Source organism: Streptomyces xingningensis (genome assembly GCF_054957865.1).
In genome coordinates this window covers 1-18,646 of the sequence record NZ_JBDJPF010000026.1, presented here as the reverse complement: position 1 = coordinate 18,646, position 18,646 = coordinate 1, and the positions used below count along the sequence as shown (strand labels likewise).

Here is an 18,646-nt window from a genome sequence, read left to right as displayed (position 1 = left end):
CTCATGACCGAGCCTGGGACCGAGCAGCCGCCACGGTGTATAAGAACCCTCCTCGCCGAGGACCAGGGGATGATGCGGGGTGCCCTTGCGCTGCTGCTCGGGCTGGAGGACGACATCGAGATCGTCGCCCAGGTGAGCAAGGGCGACGAGATCCTGCCCAAGGCCCTGGAGATCCGGCCCGACATCGCCCTGCTGGACATCGAACTGCCCGGCCGCAGCGGCCTGGACGCCGCCGCCGACCTGCGGGACCGGCTGCCCGGCTGCAAGGTGCTGATCCTCACCACCTTCGGCCGCCCCGGCTATCTGCGCCGGGCCATGGAGGCGGGCGCATCCGGGTTCCTGGTCAAGGACGGGCCGGTCGAGGAACTCGCCGCCGTGATACGGCAGGTACTGGCGGGCAAGCAGGTCATCGACCCGGCGCTCGCGGCGGCCGCGCTCAGCGCCGGCCCCAACCCGCTCACCCAGCGCGAACGGGAGGTGCTGAGCGCGGCCGTGGACGGGGCGACCGTCGCCGACATTGCGGCCAAGGTGCATCTGTCGCCCGCGACGGTCCGCAATTACCTCTCCGCGGCGATCGGCAAGACCCAGACCCGTAACCGCATGGAAGCGGTCCGCACGGCCCGCCGGAACGGCTGGCTCTGAGCACACCGGCGCCAAGTACAACAAGTACAAGGAGAGAACCAACTCATGCCCCCCAAACCGGAAATACTCGCCGCCTTCGAGGCGGCGAAGGGCTTTATGCCCACCACCGAGGGCCTGGCCCTGTACGCCGCGGCCGAGGAGGCCGCCGCCCTCGGCCTGCCGCTCCTCGAAGTCGGCAGCTACTGCGGCCGGTCCACCATCCTGCTGGCCGCCGCCGCCCGCGAGGCGGGCGGCACGGCCGTGACCGTCGACCACCACCGCGGCAGCGAGGAGCAGCAGCCCGGCTGGGAGTACCACGACCCCACCCTGGTCGACACCGCCGTGGGCCGGATGGACACCCTGCCCACCTTCCGCCGCACCCTGTACTCCGCGGGCCTGGAGGACCATGTGGTGGCGATCGTGGGCCGCTCCCCCCAGGTCGCCGCTCTCTGGCGCACCCCGGTGGGCCTGGTGTTCATCGACGGCGGCCACACCGATGCCCATGCCACCGCCGACTACGAGGGCTGGGCCCCGCGGGTGGCGCCCGGCGGGCTGCTGGTCATCCACGATGTCTTCCCGGACCCGGCGGACGGCGGCCAGGCGCCGTACCGGGTGTACCGCAGGGCACTGGAATCCGGCGCGTTCACCGAGATCTCTGTGACGCACTCGCTTCGCGTTCTGCGCCGGACGGGCTCCGGCTGCTGAGCGACGACGCTAGAGTCGCCTGGGTGTCCAACGGCAGCTTTCCCCGCATACCCCGCCATCGGCAGGCGCTGGTGCTGACCGCGCTGCTCCTGGTTCCTCTCGCGGGGTGTACCGACGACGATGTCAAGTCGGCCGATGCGAAGCGTCCTTCGGCCGGCGCGCCCAGCACCAAGGCGACTCCGGCCGGGGCGCCCTCCGCCAAGCCCCCGGCCAAGCCCCCGGCCGGCGCATCACCCGCCCCCGGCACACCGACCCCGCCGCCGTCCCTCTCCTCGGATTCCTCGGGTTCCCCGAACGACGGCCCCGCCGCCGATGGCCCGCTCAGGGGCAAGGTGGTGGTCATCGATCCCGGACATAACATCCACAACCAGGACCACCCCACCGAAATCAATCGCTCCGTCGATATCGGCAATGGCCGCAAGGAGTGCGACACCACCGGCACGTCCACCAACTCCGGTTACGCCGAAGCCACGTTCAGCCTGGACGTCGCCCACCGCCTCCGCAAGATCCTGCGGGACCGGGGCGCCACCGTCGCCCTGACCCACGACGGGGACCGGCCGTTCGGGCCCTGCGTGGACGAGCGGGCCGAGATCGGCAACAAGGCGCACGCGGACGCCGCCATTTCGATCCACGCGGACGGGGCGTCCGTCGGCGACCGCGGTTTCCATGTGATTCTTCCCGCCAAGGTGAAGAGCGGACACGCGGACACCTCCGCCATCGTCGGACCGTCCAAGGAACTGGGCGCGCGGGTCGCCGGAAACTTCGTCCGATCGACCGGAACCGGCCCGTCCAATTACATCGGCCAGGGCACCGGGCTGGATGTGCGCTCCGATCTGGGCGGCCTCAATCTCTCCACCGTCCCCAAGGTGTTCATCGAGTGCGGCAATATGCGTGACCCGCAGGACGCCGCGCTGCTGACCGACGAGGCATGGCGCGAAAAGGCGGCGCAGGGGATCGCGAATGGCATCAGCGACTTCATCGGCGGGTAACGGGGGAAAGCAATGGCAGGCCACAGGCTTGTCACGAGGGCGAAACGAAGAGACGCCCCGACCGTGGGGGCGATAGGTTCCCCCGTACGATGGGGGGCCGCAATCCCCCGCGCCCTCGCACCTCGCGAACCGGCGGGCCGCCGCCGACCGACCAATTTCCACCAGCACGGACAAAGGACTTCAGGTGAACATCCGCTCCCTCACTCGAGGCGACGGCGTGGTGATCGGAGCAGCGGTGTTGCTGTTCATCGCCTCGTTCCTCAGCTTCCACTCCTACGACTGCGGCGGCGGGCTGGGCGCCCAGTACTGCCCCAAGGAGCCGACCGGCTGGAAGTCCGACATCTTCCCCGTGCTCCCGTCGATCTTCCTCAGCGGCATCATCGCCGCGGTGCTGATCCTCATCGCCCGCTTCCAGCCGGAGGGCCGCAAGGTCGTGGGCCTCGCCTTCGACCAGTGGGGCACCGCGCTCGCCGTGTTCGCCGCCTGGTCCTCGCTGTGGGCGCTGGGCGGCGGCGGTGAGCGCGTCTCGGCGGGCACCGGCCAGATCCTGGCTCTGATCGCCAACCTGGTGCTCGCCGCGGCCGCGGTGGCCACTCCGCTGGTGCCCGCGCTCAAGGCCCCGCTGATGGGCGCCCCGCGCCCGGCCGCCGCACCGGCTCCCTACGGCGCCGGCCCGACCCCGGGCTATGGCTACCCCAACCCCGCCGCGGGTCAGCCCGGCGCCTCGTTCGGCGGCCAGCCCGGCAGCCCGTACGGTGCGCCCCAGCAGCCCTTCGGCGCCCAGCCCCCCGTCGACCAGACGACCGTCCAGCCCGCCGCCTCCCAGCCGGACGGCGGCGCGTCCGCCGCGCAGCCCGGCGGCGGCCAGCCGTCCGGAGGCCAGCCGAGCGGCGGCCCGGCGGCCCCGGCCGCTCCGGCCGCCGGTTTCACGCCGTTCTGGTTCGCGGTGCCGGTGAACCGGCCGCTGTTCCCGGAGGACGGCTCCCCGGTCCCGATCGCCGAGCTCACGCCCGGCACCTGGTACCTGGCCGTCGACCAGCGCGGCCCGGCGCTCGTCGCGCAGACGCAGGACGGCCGCCGCGGTGTGCTGCAGGACACCTCGGGCATCCAGCGCGGCTGACCGCGCCACCCGTACGAAGGCCCGCCGGGCATCTTAGGTCTTAGGTCCTGGCGAGCCTTCGCCTTGCCCGGCGGGAGGTGGCGGCCGTACAGTCGGCACAATCTGACGCTCAGTCAGTAATCGCCATGGGGGTCCCGCCATGCGACTCGGCCTTGCGCTCGGCTACTGGGGCCGCGGCCCCGACCCGCGCCATCTCCAACTGGCCCGGCAGGCCGAGTCCCTGGGCTATCACTCGGTGTGGACCGCGGAGTCCTGGGGTTCCGACGCATTCACCCCGCTGACCTGGATCGCCGCCCACACCCGGCGCATCCGGCTGGGCACCGCCGTGGCGCAGATGGCCGCCCGCACCCCCACCGCCACCGCCATGCAGGCGCTCACCCTCGACCACCTCTCCGGCGGCCGGCTGCTGCTCGGCCTGGGCCTGTCCGGGCCCCAGGTGGTGGAGGGCTGGTACGGGCGCCCGTTCCCCGCCGCCCCGCTCGCCGCGACCCGCGAGTATGTGGCCATCGTCCGCCAGGTCCTGCGCCGCGAGGCCCCGGTCACCCTGGACGGCCGCTACCACTCCCACCCCTACACCGGCCCCGACGCCACCGGGCTGGGCCGGCCGCTGAAGTCCATCACCCACCCGCTGCGGCCGGGCCTGCCGATCCTGCTGGGCGCCGAGGGCCCCGGGAATGTGGCACAGACCGCCCGCATCGCCGACGGCTGGCTGCCGCTGTACTGGTCCCCGCTGCGCACCGAGCCCCATGCCGACGCGCTGGCCACAACGCCCGACGGCTTTATGGTCGCCCCCATGGCCCAGGTCCGGGTCTGCGCCGATGTCACGGCGGGGCTGCGTCCGGTGAAGGCGATGCTCGCCTTCTACCTCGGCGGCATGGGTCATGCCACCCGCAACTTCCATGCGGACCTGCTCACCCGCCTGGGCTTCGGGGAGGCGGTGGCCAGGGTGCGGCGGCTGTTCGCGGCCGGGCGCCGGGCCGAGGCGGTCGATGCGGTGCCGGACGGCCTGGCCGATGAGATCTCCCTCACCGGCCCGCGTGAACGCATCGCCGAGCGGCTGGAGTTGTGGCGCGCGGGGCCGGTCACCGATCTGCTGGCCATGGCGCCGGACCCGCTGACGCTGCGCACCCTGGCCGAACTCGTCGGCTGACCTATCGGGCACCCCCTAAGGAGCGTTACGGGCCGGCTTGCCCTCCTTGAACAGCCAGGTGTCGAAGAGCTTGCCCAGGTCCTTTCCGGCCTTCCGCTCGCACAGCTTGATGAACTCCGCGGTGTCCGCGTTGCCATGCCGGTGATCGTTCGTCCAGGACCGCACGATGTCGAAGAACGTCCGGTCCCCGACCGCCTCACGGAGCTTCTGCAGCACCATCGCACCACGCCCGTAGACGGGCCGGCCGGATATCCCCTCGGCGTCGGGATAGGCGGGCGGGAAGGCCCAGATGTCCTCGCCCGTCTCCGCCTTGCTCTCCGGGTCCTTGCCGTCGTAGTAGTCGTCGAAGGTCTGCCGGGTGGTGCGGCCGCCCTGCTTCTCCTCCCACATCCACTCGGCATACTGCGCAAAGCTCTCATTGAGCCACATGTCACGCCAGGTGCGCGGGGTGACGGAGTCGCCGAACCACTGGTGGGCCAGCTCATGTACCACGATCTTGTCGCTGGGGGCCTCGTGGTAGTACGGCTTGGTCTGGGTCTCCAGCGCGTAATGGACATAGGGATTGCGGTCGATGACCGCGCCGGCGGAGGAGAAGGGGTACGGGCCGAAGAGGCCCGTCTCCCAGTCGAGCACCCGGGGCACCAGCTGCTTCATCTTCTCGGCGGCGGCGTCCTCCTTGGGGTGCGAGGCTATGTAGACCGGCAGCCGGCCGGCCCGTGTGGTGGTGACATGGAACTCGCCGACGGCCACGCTCGCCGCATGGCTGGCCATCGGCTCGGCGCTGTGCCAGGCGAAGGTGGTCCGCTCCCCCTTGGTCTCCTCGCGCTTCAACTCGCCGTTGGCCACGGCCGTGAAGCCCTTGGGCACGGTCACCGTGATGTCATAGGCCGCCTTGTCCGAGGGGTGGTGGTTGCCGGGGAACCATGCCTTGGACCCTTCGGGCTCGCCCAGCCCGACCGCGCCATGGTCGGTCTCCACCCAGCCCTCGGTGGCGCCGTCGGGGTCCAGGAACTGCTTGGGCTTGCCGATGTAGGAGATCTCGGTGGTGAACTCACCGCCCTTGGTGAGCGACTTGTCCGGGGTGACCGTGAGCTTGTCCCCCTTGCGGGAGGTCTTGGCGGCCTTGCCGCCGACCGTGGCGCTCCGCACATGCAGGCCCTTGAAGTCCAGGCTGAAGGCGTCCAGGTCCTGGGTGGCGCGGGAGGTGATGACGGCCTTGCCGTCGAGGTGATTGCCCTCGGGCCGGTAGTCGAGGGTGAGGCCGTAGTGCTCGACCCGGTATCCCCCGTTGCCCAGTTGGGGAAAGACCGGATCGCCCACGCCCCGCGCGCCGGCCTGCTCCGTGCCATCGGCGCCGCCCCCGCAGGCCGTGACGAGCACCAGCGCCACGGGGAGCGAACAGCGCAGCAACCGTCGGCGGAGCGTGATGTGTCCGGGTCTGAGGGGAGTGTCGGCCATGAGGGCAATGGTCTCATCCCGCGCAACACCGTCGGCCGGGCGGTCCTGTTCAGCCCTTTTGGACGTCGCTGAAGGAGGGCGTCTTGTCCGTGACCGGTGCCCCCGCGCTCTTGCCCGCGTCCTTCACCTTACCGATGACGCTGTCGAAGGTGTTGACATCGCCGTCGGAGACATCGCCCTTGCGGAACTTGCCCGGCAGGTTCTTGAGCGAGTCGATGCCCGCGCCGAGCGGGGCGAGCGCCTTGGAGAGGGTCGGATCGCCCTCGGCGTTCCTCTTGGCGGCCTTGAGCCGGTTGTAGGCGAACGTCCCGGCCAGGGCTGCCTTGACGAGGGAGGAGACCCTGCCCTTCTCGCCCTTCTTGAACGAGCCGTTGCGGAACGGCTTGACGATCCACTGGTAGGTGGCGCCCGCCGCGAGCCCGGCATTGGTGACAAAGCGGGTCTTGGCGAACTTCTGCTTCTCCGCGGAACTGGTCGCGGTGGTCTCCTCCTTGGCCTTCTGCTTCTTCTCACCGCCACAGGCCGTGCCGACGAGGAGCAGGCTGCACACAAGAGGCAGTGCGACGACAGAACGGCGGAGGCGAGCGCGGTGGGACACGGTTTCTCCTTCGAGGGCCGAATGGGACATTCCCTCGGGCCAGGGTGGCCGAGATGCCCCCGTTCCGCACCCGGATCGGCCCGTTCGGGTGAGATTCGTCCCGATTCTCAGGCGCCGGACGGGCCGGGGGCCGCACCCGGGCAGCCGTCCGGCTCCAGCCCGCGGGGCAGCCGCTCGCCCCCGAAGACGGCCGTCGTCGCCTCGTCCCCGCCCAGCGCGGCCACCGCGAGCAGCAGCGAGCCCGCCGTCCAGGCGGTGCGCTCCTCGGGCCAGACGGCCTCGTCCTCGAAGACATAGCCCGTCCAGTACATGCCGTCCTCGGCCCGCAGGTGACGGATGGCGCGGAGGATCTCCACCGCCCGGTCGGATTCGCCCATCACCCAGAGCGCAAGCGCCAGTTCACAGCTCTCGCCGCCGGTCACCCAGGGGTTGGGCAGCACACAGCGGACGCCGAGGCCGGGCACCACAAAGCGGTCCCACCCCTCCTCGATGCGCTCCCTGGCCGCCGCCCCGGTGAGCGCCCCGCCCAGCACGGGGTAGTACCAGTCCATCGAATAGCGGCTCTTGTCCAGGAACCGCTCCGGGTGGTGCCGTATCGCATGCGCGAGCAGGCCGACGGCGAGTTCCCAGTCGGGCTGCGGCTCCTCGCGGTGTTCCGCGATGGCCAGGGCGCAGCGCAGGGCCTGGTGGACGGAGGACGAGCCGGTGAGCAGCGCATCGGTGAGGTCGCGGCCGTCCTCCTCCCGCTTCCAGCCGATCTGTCCGCCCGGCTGCTGGAGCCCGAGGACGAACTCGACGGCGGCGTAGACGGTGGGCCACATCCGGTCGAGGAAGGCGTCGTCGCCGGTGGAGAGGTAGTGGTGCCAGACGCCGACGGCGGCGTAGGCGACGAAGTTGGTCTCGCGGCCGCGGTCGGTGGGCTCGGTGGCGTCGCCGTCGGCGTAGGCGGCGTACCAGGAGCCGTCGGGGTTCTGGTGGTCGGCGAGCCAGCGGTAGGCGGCCTCGGCCCGCTCGTGCTCGCCGGCGGCGTCCAGCGCCATGGCGGCTTCGATGTGGTCCCAGGGGTCGAGGTGGTGGCCGCGGAACCAGGGTATGGCGCCGTCGGCGCGCTGGATGGCGGCGATCCCGGCGACGGTCCCGGCCGCCTGCTCCGCGGTGAGCACTCCGGGCAGGGTGAGGCGCTCGGTGCGCCCGGGGCGGCGGCTGGAGGTGGTCACGCGCGCCCCTCGCGGGAGTCGCCGACCAGCGCGCCGACGGGGTGGGGGTCCCCCCGGCGAAGCGAGGGGGAGTGCGGCTTGGTCGCGTAGGCCACGAAGCTCTTGCCGAGGACGGGGTTGAGGGCCCGTTCGGCGGCCCGGGTCGCCCAGGGTTTCTTCATGATGTCCCAGACCAGCAGCTTGTGGTAGGCGCGCACGGGCAGGGCCTGCTCGTTGTCCACGCCGAAGGCGCACTTGAGCCACCAGTAGGGGCTGTGCAGGCCGTGGGCGTGGTGGGTGCCGTAGGGCTTGAGTCCGGCCTCCGCCATCTTCGCGAGCAGTTCGTCCGCCTTGTAGATGCGGATGTGGCCGCCCTCGACCTCGTGGTAGGCGTCGCTGAGCGCCCAGCAGATCTTCTCCGGTCCGTAGCGCGGCACGGTGACGGCTATCCGGCCGCCGGGTTTGAGGACCCGGACCATCTCGGCGAGCACTCCCTTGTCGTCGGGGATGTGCTCCATGACCTCGGAGATGATGACGACGTCGAAGCTGTCGTCGGGGAAGGGCAGGGCGAGGGCGTCGCCCTCCATGGCGGTGGCGGTGGCGCCCGCGGGGGCCTCCCCGGCCTCCTTCATGGCGGCGAACCACTTGGTGACCTCGCGGATCTCCTCGGCGTTGCGGTCCAGGGCCACCACCCGGGCGCCGCGCCGGTAGCACTCGAAGGCGTGCCGGCCCGCGCCACAGCCCAGGTCGAGGACCCGGTCGCCGGCGGCGAGCGGGAAGCGGGAGAAGTCGACGGTCAGCACGCGGGTCTGCTTTCGCTCGGCGGGGCGGGTCGGTGGTGGTCGGGCCGGTGTCCGGTGGGGTCAGGCGGGTCTGCCGACCGGGCCGGTTCTCGCCTGCCGCGCCGCGGTGTGGCGCGCGATGGAGGCGCGGTACCGCTCGACCGTGCCGATGGCCGCCGCGTGCCAGGTGAAGCGGGCGAGGACGCGTTCGCGGCCCGCCGCGCCGAGGCGGCGGCGCAGCTCCGGGTCGCCCAGCAGCCGGTTGAGGCCGGTGGCCAGGGCGTCCGCGTCGCCGGGCGGTACGGCCAGCGAGGTCTCGCCGTCGGGGCCGGCCACCTCGGGGATGGCGCCGCCGGTGGTGGCCAGCAGCGGGGTGCCGGTCGCCATGGCCTCGGCGGCGGGCAGCGAGAAGCCCTCGTAGAGGGAGGGGACACAGGCGACCTGGGCGCCGCGTATGAGGTCCACGAGCTCGGCGTCGCTGATGCCCTTGACGAACTCGACGGCGCCGAAGAGCCCGTGGCGTTCGATGGCCCGGGCCACCGGCCCGTCGTCGGCGCGCCTGCCGACCACCACCAGGTGGGCGTCGGGCCGTTCGGTACGGACCTTGGCGAGCGCCTCGATCAGGTGCACAAGGCCCTTGAGCGGCACATCGGCGCTGGAGGTGGTGACGATCCGGCCGGGGATCTCCGCGACCGACGGGTCGGGTGAGAAGAGGTCGGTGTCGGCGCCGATGGGCACCACATGGACGCGGTCGGGGCGCACCTTGAGGTGCTTGGTGATCTCCTGCCGGGAGGAGCCGGAGACGGTGAGGATCGAGGGCAGGCAGCGGGCGACGCGTTCCTGCATCCGGGTGAAGCCGTACCAGCGGCGGACGGAGAGGCGGCGCTTCCAGTCCTGGGCGGCGTCCAGCTCCAGCCGGCGGTCCACGGTGACCGGGTGGTGGATGGTGGTGACCAGCGGTGCGCCGAGGTCGGCCAGGAGGCCGTAGCCGAGCGTCTGGTTGTCGTGGACGACGTCGAAGTCGCCGCTGCGCGCGGCCAGCCGGCGGCGGGCGCGCAGCGAGAAGGTCAGTGGTTCGGGGAAGCCGCCGGTCCACATGGTGGCGACCTCGAGGGCGTCGACCCAGTCGCGGTATTCGTCGCGCCCCGGGGTGCGGAAGGGGTCGGGCTGCCGGTAGAGGTCGAGGCTGGGCAGTTCGGTGAGGGTGACGCCGTCGTCCAGCACCGGGTACGGCTGGGCGCCGATCACTTCCACGGTGTGCCCGAGGCGGGCCAGTTCGCGGGAGAGGTGACGTACATAGACCCCCTGACCGCCGCAGTACGGATTGCCCTTGTACGACAGCAGCGCGATGCGCAGCGGACCCGACCCGGCTGCCCGGTCGGTCTCAGCGGTCACTCGCGGCCCCCTTCTTCCTGCAGTTCAGCGGGAGCGTAACCGCTGGTGAATATCTAGAACAAGTTCCACCCCACGGCGTCCGGCCAGTACCGGACAAGCAGTGACGCGAATCACCACCCCGTCCGACCGCCTCTTGATCTGAAACGTGTTCCAGTGACTCGCGTCACGCCTCCAAGCCCTGCCATGATGCGTCCTGTTCACCGCAGATGGAACGCACCGAAATGGAACATGCCGGAACAGATGACCGCAGACCCCAAGCCGGCCGCACCGCCGCTCACCGAGCGCCAGGAGGCCCGTCGCCGCCGCATCCTGCACACCAGTGCCCAACTGGCCGGACGCGGCGGCTTTGACACGGTGCAGATGCGGGAGGTCGCCGAGTCCTCGGGCGTCGCCCTCGGCACGCTCTACCGCTACTTCCCCTCCAAGGTCCATCTGCTGGTCGCCACCATGCGGGACCAGCTGGAGCGGCTGCAGGAGACGCTGCGCAAGCGGCCGCCCACCGGTGCGGACCCGGCCGCGCGCGTCGCCGAGACCCTGATGCGGGCCTTTCGTGCCATGCAGCGCGAGCCGCAACTGGCCGATGCCATGGTGCGCGCCCTGATCTTCGCCGACCACTCGGTGACCGAGGAGGTCGATGCCGTCTCCCGGCTGACCACCGCCATCATCCTGGACGCGATGGGGCTCACCGGCCCGCCCACCCCGGAGCAGCTCTCGGCCGTGCGCGTCATCGAGCACACCTGGCACTCGGCGCTGATCACCTGGCTGTCCGGGCGCGCCTCCATCGCCCAGGTGCGGGTCGACATCGAGACGGTGTGCCGGCTGATCGCCTGAGTGTGCCTGGTTGAGTCCTTTTCGCCCTTGCGCTTTCCGTGGCTCTCGCCTACCTCCCCCGGCCACCGTCGTGCGCCGGTATGAAGTTACCGGCCCACCGGGCCGCGTCGGCTGTGGCATAGCGGGAGGAACCGCACCGTGATCCAGGTTCTGCTGATACACGACACCTGTCTGCTGCGCACCGCGCTGGCGGAGTTGCTGGGCAGAGAGCCGGATCTCGGCGTCTGCGCCGCCTCCTGGCAGGACGCCCAGGCGGCGTCCCGGGAGCGGCGGCCGGAGGTCTGGGTCGTCGACATGGACAGTCCCGGGGCGGCCGGGCCGCACGGTGTCCGGGTGCTGGCGCAGCGATGTCGTACCACGACGGAGGGCGGCGCCCTGCTCGCGCTGGTGAGCCGGGGACGGCCGGGTCCGCTGCGCCGGGCGTATGAGGCGCGGGCCTTGGGGTACTTGAGCATGAACGCTTCTCCCGACCGGCTGCTCGAGGGCATAAGGCATGTGGCGAAGGGCGAGCGCTATATCGATGAGTCGCTGGGCTTCGGTTTTCTCGAGGCGGCGGAGATGCCGTTCACCCAGCGGGAGTTGAACGTCCTGACGCTGGCCGCCGAGGGGGCCTCCATCCAGGAGATCGCCGGTGGCCTGCATCTGTCGAGCGGCACCGTGCGCAACTACCTGGCCGCGGTCACCCGCAAGACGGGCGCCCGCAACCGCGTCGACGCGATACGGATATCCCGGCGGGCGGGCTGGCTGTGACCGGCTCGTACCGCCCCGAAGGGCCCTCCCCGATACCGGGGAGGGCCCGGTCAAGCGGGCACCACACGCCTCAGAGGCAGATGATGATGCTGGCGTTGCTGACACAGGAGAGCAGGCTCACCGTGCTCTCATTGCCGGTCGTGCCCTGCTCCTCGGACTCCAGGCTCTGCAGGTCGAGAAGTGCCATGGTGTGATCCTTTCACTGGGAAATGCCGGGAACTACTGGGGACGGTGGTGCGATCACGACTCCACGGAAACGCGGAACCGGGTCTGGGGCACCCCGAGGGGCGCGAGGAAGGGCAGTTGCGCCGGGTGGTCGCCGAGCGCGGCGCCGAGCGCCAGCAGGCAGCCCGCCGTTCCGGTGCCGAGGTCCATCGACAGCCGCATCATCTGGTGGCCGGGGAAGGCGAGTTCGCCCTGGTAGGGCATGCCGTACCAGCCCAGCGCCCGGATCTGTGCGGCCAGTGCCGGGTCGGCCTGCCGGTCGGCCGGGGCGGTGGTGCGGGCCAGGTGGAGGACCATCCCGGCGCGGCCCTGGAACAGGCCGGGCTGGGCGTAGAAGCGGGAGCGGGCCGCGGCCAGGATGCCGTCGCGGGCCTCGGTGAACGCGCCGTCCGGGTCGGGCGCGGCGCGGTCGGGGTAGCCGAGATAGTCGTCCAGGACCATGCCGATGCCGACGCTGCCGTCACCGAGATAGGGCATGGTGCGCCAGCCCTCGTCCACCTGGAGGCTGCCGCTGGGCGCCCGCACGGTGTGCGCGAGGTCCAACCGCAGGGCGTTTTTGGCCATTTCGAGCAGCTCGGGTGCGCCGGTGCGGTCATACAGCCGCAGGAAGAGCAGCGCCGGTCCGCTCGCGCCGCGCAGCAGTCCGGCGCGGCGGCGCCGGCCGGCCTCCGGGTCCGCCTGTTCGGCGGCGAGCCGGTCGGCGAGCAACTGACCGGCCTCCAGAGCCCGTTCGGCCAGCCCGGCCTCGCCGGTGGTCCTGGCCAGGTGATCGAGTACCAGGCCCACCCCGGCCAACCCGCCGCGCAGCCCGGAGGCGAGCCGCTGCCACTTCTCGCCCAGCACGATCTCGGTGAGCTCCAGTGCCCGCGGGGTGTGCCCGAGCCGGTCGAGGACGAGGGCGATCCCGGCGAGGCCGTCGTAGAGGCCGAGCGGAGTGCCGGGCGGCACCGGGTCGGTGTGCTTCAACAGCCACTCCTCCCCCGCCTCATACCGCTCGGCGCCCACCTCGGCAAATGCGTGCAGCACCCCTGCCGCGCCATGCGCCAGTCCCAGGCCGCCGCCGTCGGAGAACTGCTCGACGTCCCCGGGGAAGAGCCGGTCCTCGCGGTCCGGGGTGGCCGAGGCGAGGATGGCGCGCACCATGGAGTCGCGGGCGCGCGGCCAGTCCTCAGTGCCGGGCAGCGCGGACACCGGCGCACCGGGCCGGCGGACGCCCCGGCCGGAACCGGGCTCCTCCGGGGCTTCCCGGCCCGGCGTCGCCGGCGAAGCACCGATGATCTCCGCCACCGCCTCGTCCAGGAAGGCGCGCGGCACCGGGAATTCGCCCGCGATCACCTCGGCCAGGTGCGCGGCCTTCGCCCGGTCGATCACCAGCAGGGTGGTCACCGGGAGGAAGAGCGCGAGCCGCAGACAGGCCAGGGCATAGTGGTCCACCTCGGCTCCCCGGCGGTCCGGGGGCGCAAAGAAGCCGGGGTGGGCGACGACTTGGCGGCCCCGCTCGGAGGTACCGGCCGCCGCCTCGAAGTCGATCAGCGCGACCGACCGCTCGTCCGGCGCGACCATGATGTTGAACATATGCAGGTCGTTGAAGACCACTCCCCTGGCGTGCACGGCCGCGACGGCCTCCGCCACGGCCCGGTGGATGCGCAGCGCCCAGGCCGTGTAGTCGGCGACCGCGGCCGGATCGGGGTCGGCCGCCAGCAGTGGATGGCGTTCGCCGAAGAAGGAGTTGAGGGTGCGGCCCTCGATGAAGTCCATCACCAGGAAGCGGTGCTCGCCCAGGGTGAACCAGTCCCGTACCTCGGGCGCGACCCCGAGCCCGGAGAGCTTCTCCAGCGCCGCCTTCTCCCGCTCCAGCCTGGTCACCGCGTCCGCGCCGTCCGAGGCCAGCCCGGCGTGCGGGCGGCCTTCCTTGAGGACGACCTTGCGGCCGTCGCGCTTGTCGGTGCCGACATAGACCCCGCCGCCGTTGGAGAAGTGCAGCGCCTTGTCGATCCGGTACGGCAGTTCGCCGACCGTGGTCGCGTTGCGCGCGGCGAGGTGCGGTTCCAGGAAGGGCGGCAGGGTCACCCACGGCGGAACCCGGAACGCCGGTTCCCGCCCGTCCGGGACCAGCCGCCCGGCGGCATCCTCGATCGCGGGAACCAGCGTGCCGCGCTCATCGACACAGAACCGGCGGGCGAACCCGCCGTACCGGACATAGAGCGGGCCGTCGTGCCAGCGCAGGTCGGTGAGGATGTACGGCCCCGGGGAACCGCCGACGATCTCGTGCAACCCGGTGAGCAGCGCCCGGAGTTGCTCCTCGTCCGCCGGATAGACGGTGATGAACTTCCCGCTCATGTCCCGGCCCGCGTACTTGCTGTTGCGCAGGTGCAGCAGGTGTGGCCCCGGGACGAACTTAAACGGGACGCCCCTGGGCACGCAGTGGTCCCACACCGCGGCGGCCGTCTTGTCCGCGCTGTCGGCGGTGGCCGTCACATGGATCTTCCAGCCCTGGGCGGGCTGCCCGGCCCCGTCCGCGGGGAAGAGGTGCAGCCAGTCCCCGGTACGGGCGGTCCGCCAGCCCTCGGGCACGGGGCGGCGTGCGGTGTCGAACAGCGCGCTCTCGGAGGCTTCGGACAGCCGGTCCGGGGTCTCGTAGAAGTGCCTGTCGGCCAGGCAGTAGACCTCGTACCTCTTGTCCATCTTCTCCCCAATGCGCGGCCTCGGTTACGACGCCACGAGATTTCCATGCACGGGGGAGGCGGGAACAGTCACAGATGTCACCGGGTGACCGTGCGGAACGCATGAGTAACATGCGGTTGGGGGGCTGGGGTTGCGCCCACCTGGTTCAGTCCACCGAACTCGCCGACACGCTCACGTGGTGCTTGGAGCCCGACCGGCCTCGGTCGACCGGACTCCGCCCGGTTTTGGGCCGCCCTTGAGCGCCCGGACTCAGAGCTGACGGAGGGACCGCATCATCACGGCGAAGACCGGCGAGTCCTCGAAAGGCTGCTGCTTGCCGACCTCTTCGTACCCCCAGCTCTCATAGACGGCCTTCACCCTGCCACCGCCGGCAGCCGGATCCACCAGCAGCGTCACGCGTTCCTCAGCGTGCCCTGCGAGCAATTCGTCGTGGATACGTTGAGCGACACCACGGCCGCGCCAGGCTTTGCGGACACAGATTTCCTGGAAGGCAAGGGTTCTGGCGCCGGTCTCGGTTGTGTATCCGTCCGGTAGCGGGGTGATCATCGAGGCCCACCACCGGGTGTCAGGACCGAGTGGGGTGCCGAAGCAGAACCCCACCGGTTCCCCACTGGGCAAGCTTGCGACGACGTTCTCCCAGCCGGGGCGCTTGGCGTAGGCAAGCAGACGTTCGTCGAACCGCTCCACCGTATTGAACGGGCGGTCGAGGAGACCGAAGTCGCCCCGGACCTCAACATGGAGATCCAGGATCGTCTGACGGACCTCGTCCACGTCGCGGCTGCGGCGGAACTCGATGTCATGCACAGAGGACGTCCTTCCGGTAGGTGATCCATTCCCGGGTGTGGGAGCTGGACGGATCGGTGGCGATGAGACGGGTGGTGAAGGTGCCCAGCAGATGCGCGACCCTCCCGTGCACGCTGGCGCCCGGCACCGACTTCGCCGTGGTGACCGCGAGTTCGGCCTCACCCTGCTGGAGCTGGGCGCCCGCCAGGTAGGCGATGGTCAGTGCCTTGTTGCGGACCATATGGGGGCGCAGGAGCGAGAGCGCGCGATGGGCATGGGCCTCGGCCTCCTGCCAGCGGCCCAGCTCTGCGTGCGATTGGAGGGCGAGCAGTTCGATCTCGGCGCCGTCGTAGAACTGCGTCCAGCGGGGCCGGTGTTCGCCTGAGTCGGCTCGGGAGAGGTCTTTGTGAGCTTGGTCGAGGCTGCGCTGGACATCGGTGCGGCCGGTGGTGTGGGCCTGGTGGACGGACAGGCGGGCCCGGGTCATTGAGGCGTAGAACGGATCGGTACGGCAAAGAGGGATGGCGCGAGCGGCCTCGGCCGCGGCGGTGGAGTCGGTGTAGCGACCCATCTGCCGGTACAAGGCGGCGGCGTGTCCCCAGACGCGGATCTGCACCACCTGGTCGCCGGAGAGCGAGGCGAGGGTGACGGCGTGGTGGAGGTGCGCCTGGGCGGCGTCGGGGCGCTGGCCATCGACGGCGGCCCACATCGCGCTGTCGGTCAGGGACGCGGCCAACGCGTAGAGACGGGAGCGAACCCGGCTGCTGGCGCTGCCTTGCTGCTGCGTCGCCAGGGCTTCCTTGGCGAGGGCGGCAGAACGGCGTTCGATGGCTTCCGTCCCGCCGACCTGGTCGTCATCGTCGATGGTCTGGTCGTGCAGCCGCTCCAGACGCTCGACGTCAGCGGCGCCGATCCGGTACGGGGCAGCCTTGGGGCGCGGAGCGGCGATACCTGCTGCGGCTATGGGGACGGTGGCGAGGAAGGTGCGGCGCTTCACGGCGTCCTCCACGGCGTGCTGGTGGTGCCGGACGGTGGGCGCAAAGCCGAGGTCCGTGATGGGACAGTCGAATACGGTCTCCAGCGCGAGCGTGGTCCTCGACCGTGGCATCCGCGTGCGGGTGAGCAGGTCGTGGACAGTGCGCTCGGAGTAGGTGCCGTGCTTGCCGGTGAGCCGCCCGAGCGCGAGGTTCATTTCGCGCGCTAACTCCGGCCTGGTCAGGCCAAGTTGATGCATGCGTTTCCGGAGGATCGCGTTCTCTCCCACAAGTCGAACGTAGCGAGGAAGGCCGGTGGCGTCGATGTCACGAGAAGGTCAAAACTTCCTGATCGCTACGAGGAAGAGACGCCCTCTTCTTCCTGACCGTGCCGAGACATTCGGCAGTTGACTCCTACATACGCGGCGGGCCTTCTGCCCGGCGCTGCACCAACGATCCGCCGTTACCCCACCCGTTCCCTCTGGAGCCGACCTATGCCTCTGTTCTCCCGCACTGCTGTGGTCTCGTTGCCTCCACTTGATCACCCTGCGTCCGGCGAGCACGCCCGTTCCCATCCTGAGTCGCTGGTCGGAGCGAGGTTCCGGGTGAGCCATGGCGATCCTGCCCGCTGGTCGGCTGAGGACTTAGGCGCCTATCTCGACCTCGCCCATGCCATGGGAGGCAACGACAAGTGACCGCTACGAAGACCGCCGGGGACCGGTACGAGCCGACACCCGCAGACGGGCCTGACCACAATGTCCCGCTGGACGCAGACACCATCAATGCCAGCATCGACGCAGCTCTCGCAGAGCCCGCTGTCGGGGCCGACCTCAACAGCGACAACCTTGCCGCACTGGTGCAAGACCTCACGGGCCATTTGGCCCTGCTCTTGCCCCTCGCGAGTGCTGTGTACCGTGCCGCACCGGCTCGCGACCGTGATCCCGTTCTGGGCCACGGGATCGGCTACCTCCAGCGTCGTCTCACCAACGAGGCCCCCAATGCTCACACCGAGCCGTTCTCGGCTCTTGCCTGGGCTCAGGAATCTGCACGCTACGCGCGGCAGATGCTGGCGCTGGTCCTCGCCGAGAAGGCTACGGAACAGCAGCATGCGGGCGTGACGAGACGGTGAGCGGTTACGGGAGCGCACTCATCATCGAGGGCTTCCCGCAGCAGTGACTCCACGATCCTGCCACGACCGCGGAGGGCAGCAATCCCTACACAACAGCGCCCAGGGGGAGGAGACATGGACAAGGTAAAGTCACGGGCCATCGTGCTGAACGGTGGCCTGGGGACGTGCGCGCCGTGATGGTCGGCGGCCGGTACAAGCTGATCTGGTGGCGTTCCTCGCCCACTACGGCCTGAACTTCGGGGCGTTCGACTTCGCCGTGACGGCCGAGGGCGCATGGTGGTTCCTGGAGTGCAATCCGAATGGCCAATGGGCGTGGCTCGAACATGCGGCGGATCTGCCGATCACGTCCGCAATCGCTGATCTTCTGGAGAACGGAGAAGCCCTGTGACCGGCATGGAATCGGAGGGACTTCGGGCGGTCCTCGCCGCTCAGCTCAGGGAATCGGGAGCGCTCCGCAGCCCCGAGTGGGAAGCGGCCGTGCTGGCGGTACCGCGTGAAGCGTTCCTGTCGCGAGGGTGGTTCGAGCACGACGGGGGCGGCTGGTACCGCCCCGTCCGGCCCAACTCCCCTACAGCCCTGGCGCGGGTGTACGAGGACGACACCCTTGTGACGCAGGTGGCCGGCTCGGTTTTCCCCGAGCAGGTAGAGGGGCGCATCTCCGGCGCTCCATCGTCGTCCTCCACTCTTCCCGGGCTTGTGGTCCGCATGCTGGAAGAGCTACACGTGTCCGAGGGCGCAAAGGTCCTGGAGATCGGGACGGGCACGGGCTACTCCACTGCGCTCCTGTCCCACGTCGCCGGTGAAGACAACGTGACCACAGTCGAAGTGGACCGGGAGCTGTCCGACCGTGCCAGTATGGCCCTTGCCCACGCCGGATACCGGCCCGATCGCGTGGTCGGGGACGGCCTCGCGGGCTACCCGCACAGCAGCCCGTACGACCGGGTGATTGCCACCTGTGGCGTCCAGACCATCCCGGCCGAATGGATCGCACAGACTCGGCCCGGCGGGGAAGTCCTGGTGACTGTCGGTGGGTGGATGAACGCGTCCGAGCTGGTACGGCTGACAGTCGCCAAAGACGGCACGGCAAGCGGGCCGGTTCTCGGCGGGCAAGTGTCGTTCATGCTCGCCCGCCCGCAGTTGCCACCCTCGTTCGGATTGCTGCCCGATCTCGACTCGGGCACGACCTCGCCGACGAGACTCGTGTCAATCCCCTGAAAACGTAGAGTCCTTGGTTATGCAGCCAGGACCTTTTGGC

At 70.5% G+C, this 18,646-nt stretch carries 19 protein-coding genes; 10 read left to right on the top strand and 9 right to left on the bottom strand.

Annotation, left to right across the window (positions count from 1 at the left end):
• The first annotated feature begins 3 nt into the window (after positions 1-3).
• From ABCR83_RS15640 to ABCR83_RS15620, 5 genes are all read left to right on the top strand, one after another.
• The gene (locus ABCR83_RS15640) at positions 4-642 is read left to right on the top strand and encodes a response regulator (RefSeq protein ID WP_462695610.1); all 639 of its coding nucleotides are present in this window, start codon (positions 4-6) and stop codon (positions 640-642) included.
• 45 nt (positions 643-687) lie between these two features.
• Complete coding sequence (locus ABCR83_RS15635) at positions 688-1,326, top strand: class I SAM-dependent methyltransferase (protein WP_462695609.1); 639 nt, start codon at positions 688-690, stop codon at positions 1,324-1,326.
• A gap of 23 nt (positions 1,327-1,349) precedes the next feature.
• A complete protein-coding gene (locus ABCR83_RS15630; RefSeq protein WP_462695608.1) occupies positions 1,350-2,315 on the top strand; it encodes an N-acetylmuramoyl-L-alanine amidase in 966 nt (321 codons plus the stop codon).
• 184 nt (positions 2,316-2,499) lie between these two features.
• Positions 2,500-3,435 carry a hypothetical protein gene (locus ABCR83_RS15625; protein WP_462695607.1) on the top strand — a complete coding sequence of 312 codons (936 nt, stop codon included), beginning with the start codon at positions 2,500-2,502 and terminating at the stop codon, positions 3,433-3,435.
• A gap of 139 nt (positions 3,436-3,574) precedes the next feature.
• Positions 3,575-4,585, top strand: a complete 1,011-nt coding sequence (locus ABCR83_RS15620; RefSeq protein ID WP_462695606.1) for an LLM class F420-dependent oxidoreductase — start codon at positions 3,575-3,577, stop codon at positions 4,583-4,585.
• Between the two features lie 15 nt (positions 4,586-4,600).
• Here the strand turns inward: ABCR83_RS15620 and ABCR83_RS15615 are convergent, their stop codons facing one another.
• The 5 genes from ABCR83_RS15615 to ABCR83_RS15595 all read right to left on the bottom strand — a co-directional run bounded on the left by ABCR83_RS15615 (position 4,601) and on the right by ABCR83_RS15595 (position 10,014).
• Positions 4,601-6,043, bottom strand: a complete 1,443-nt coding sequence (locus ABCR83_RS15615) for a M1 family metallopeptidase (protein WP_462695605.1) — start codon at positions 6,041-6,043, stop codon at positions 4,601-4,603.
• Between the two features lie 49 nt (positions 6,044-6,092).
• Complete coding sequence (locus tag ABCR83_RS15610) at positions 6,093-6,671, bottom strand: hypothetical protein (protein WP_462695604.1); 579 nt, start codon at positions 6,669-6,671, stop codon at positions 6,093-6,095.
• Positions 6,672-6,748: 77 nt separating this feature from the next.
• Positions 6,749-7,858 carry a prenyltransferase/squalene oxidase repeat-containing protein gene (locus ABCR83_RS15605; protein ID WP_462695603.1) on the bottom strand — a complete coding sequence of 370 codons (1,110 nt, stop codon included), beginning with the start codon at positions 7,856-7,858 and terminating at the stop codon, positions 6,749-6,751.
• On the bottom strand, positions 7,855-8,640 hold the full coding sequence (locus tag ABCR83_RS15600; protein WP_462695601.1) for a class I SAM-dependent methyltransferase: 786 nt from the start codon (positions 8,638-8,640) through the stop codon (positions 7,855-7,857). The genes ABCR83_RS15605 and ABCR83_RS15600 overlap by 4 nt, the downstream gene beginning before the upstream one ends.
• 60 nt (positions 8,641-8,700) lie before the next feature.
• Positions 8,701-10,014: a glycosyltransferase family 4 protein gene (locus ABCR83_RS15595; protein ID WP_462695600.1), complete on the bottom strand. Its 1,314-nt coding sequence runs from the start codon at positions 10,012-10,014 to the stop codon at positions 8,701-8,703.
• Positions 10,015-10,254: 240 nt separating this feature from the next.
• On the opposite strand from ABCR83_RS15595, the gene ABCR83_RS15590 reads away from it, so the two are divergent.
• Positions 10,255-10,845, top strand: coding sequence for a TetR family transcriptional regulator (locus ABCR83_RS15590; RefSeq protein ID WP_462695599.1), 591 nt, complete (start codon positions 10,255-10,257; stop codon positions 10,843-10,845).
• Positions 10,846-10,983: 138 nt separating this feature from the next.
• Positions 10,984-11,595, top strand: a complete 612-nt coding sequence (locus ABCR83_RS15585; protein WP_462695598.1) for a LuxR C-terminal-related transcriptional regulator — start codon at positions 10,984-10,986, stop codon at positions 11,593-11,595.
• A gap of 70 nt (positions 11,596-11,665) precedes the next feature.
• On the opposite strand, the gene ABCR83_RS15580 is transcribed toward ABCR83_RS15585, so the two are convergent.
• The 4 genes from ABCR83_RS15580 to ABCR83_RS15565 form a co-directional block, all read right to left on the bottom strand.
• Entirely contained in the window at positions 11,666-11,782 is a 117-nt protein-coding gene (locus ABCR83_RS15580; RefSeq protein WP_462695597.1) for a SapB/AmfS family lanthipeptide, read from the bottom strand.
• A 53-nt stretch (positions 11,783-11,835) separates the two neighbouring features.
• The gene (gene lanKC / locus ABCR83_RS15575) at positions 11,836-14,505 is read right to left on the bottom strand and encodes a class III lanthionine synthetase LanKC (protein ID WP_462695596.1); all 2,670 of its coding nucleotides are present in this window, start codon (positions 14,503-14,505) and stop codon (positions 11,836-11,838) included.
• A gap of 249 nt (positions 14,506-14,754) precedes the next feature.
• Positions 14,755-15,309: a GNAT family N-acetyltransferase gene (locus ABCR83_RS15570; protein ID WP_462695595.1), complete on the bottom strand. Its 555-nt coding sequence runs from the start codon at positions 15,307-15,309 to the stop codon at positions 14,755-14,757.
• Positions 15,302-16,480, bottom strand: coding sequence for a hypothetical protein (locus ABCR83_RS15565; RefSeq protein ID WP_462695594.1), 1,179 nt, complete (start codon positions 16,478-16,480; stop codon positions 15,302-15,304). Before ABCR83_RS15565 ends, ABCR83_RS15570 begins: the two co-directional genes overlap by 8 nt.
• Before the next feature lie 473 nt (positions 16,481-16,953).
• Here ABCR83_RS15565 and ABCR83_RS15560 point away from each other — a divergent pair, with 473 nt between their 5' ends.
• From ABCR83_RS15560 to ABCR83_RS15550, 3 genes are all read left to right on the top strand, one after another.
• Positions 16,954-17,391, top strand: coding sequence for a DUF6415 family natural product biosynthesis protein (locus tag ABCR83_RS15560; protein ID WP_462695593.1), 438 nt, complete (start codon positions 16,954-16,956; stop codon positions 17,389-17,391).
• A 205-nt stretch (positions 17,392-17,596) separates the two neighbouring features.
• Positions 17,597-17,779 (top strand): hypothetical protein, encoded by a 183-nt coding sequence (locus tag ABCR83_RS15555; protein WP_462695592.1) that lies wholly within the window; start codon positions 17,597-17,599, stop codon positions 17,777-17,779.
• A gap of 5 nt (positions 17,780-17,784) precedes the next feature.
• Positions 17,785-18,606: a methyltransferase domain-containing protein gene (locus ABCR83_RS15550; RefSeq protein WP_462695680.1), complete on the top strand. Its 822-nt coding sequence runs from the start codon at positions 17,785-17,787 to the stop codon at positions 18,604-18,606.
• The last annotated feature ends 40 nt before the right edge of the window (positions 18,607-18,646 follow it).

What these genes read in the sequence shown, in the direction of transcription:
- ABCR83_RS15640 (WP_462695610.1), top strand. Translation starts at nt 4, where the DNA reads ATGACCGAGCCTGGGACCGAGCAGCCGCCACGGTGTATAAGAACCCTC.
- ABCR83_RS15635 (WP_462695609.1), top strand. Translation starts at nt 688, where the DNA reads ATGCCCCCCAAACCGGAAATACTCGCCGCCTTCGAGGCGGCGAAGGGC.
- ABCR83_RS15620 (WP_462695606.1), top strand. Translation starts at nt 3,575, where the DNA reads ATGCGACTCGGCCTTGCGCTCGGCTACTGGGGCCGCGGCCCCGACCCG.
- ABCR83_RS15615 (WP_462695605.1), bottom strand. Translation starts at nt 6,043, where the DNA reads ATGGCCGACACTCCCCTCAGACCCGGACACATCACGCTCCGCCGACGG.
- ABCR83_RS15610 (WP_462695604.1), bottom strand. Translation starts at nt 6,671, where the DNA reads ATGTCCCATTCGGCCCTCGAAGGAGAAACCGTGTCCCACCGCGCTCGC.
- ABCR83_RS15590 (WP_462695599.1), top strand. Translation starts at nt 10,255, where the DNA reads ATGACCGCAGACCCCAAGCCGGCCGCACCGCCGCTCACCGAGCGCCAG.
- ABCR83_RS15580 (WP_462695597.1), bottom strand. Translation starts at nt 11,782, where the DNA reads ATGGCACTTCTCGACCTGCAGAGCCTGGAGTCCGAGGAGCAGGGCACG.
- lanKC (WP_462695596.1), bottom strand. Translation starts at nt 14,505, where the DNA reads ATGGACAAGAGGTACGAGGTCTACTGCCTGGCCGACAGGCACTTCTAC.
- ABCR83_RS15565 (WP_462695594.1), bottom strand. Translation starts at nt 16,480, where the DNA reads ATGAACCTCGCGCTCGGGCGGCTCACCGGCAAGCACGGCACCTACTCC.
- ABCR83_RS15550 (WP_462695680.1), top strand. Translation starts at nt 17,785, where the DNA reads ATGGAATCGGAGGGACTTCGGGCGGTCCTCGCCGCTCAGCTCAGGGAA.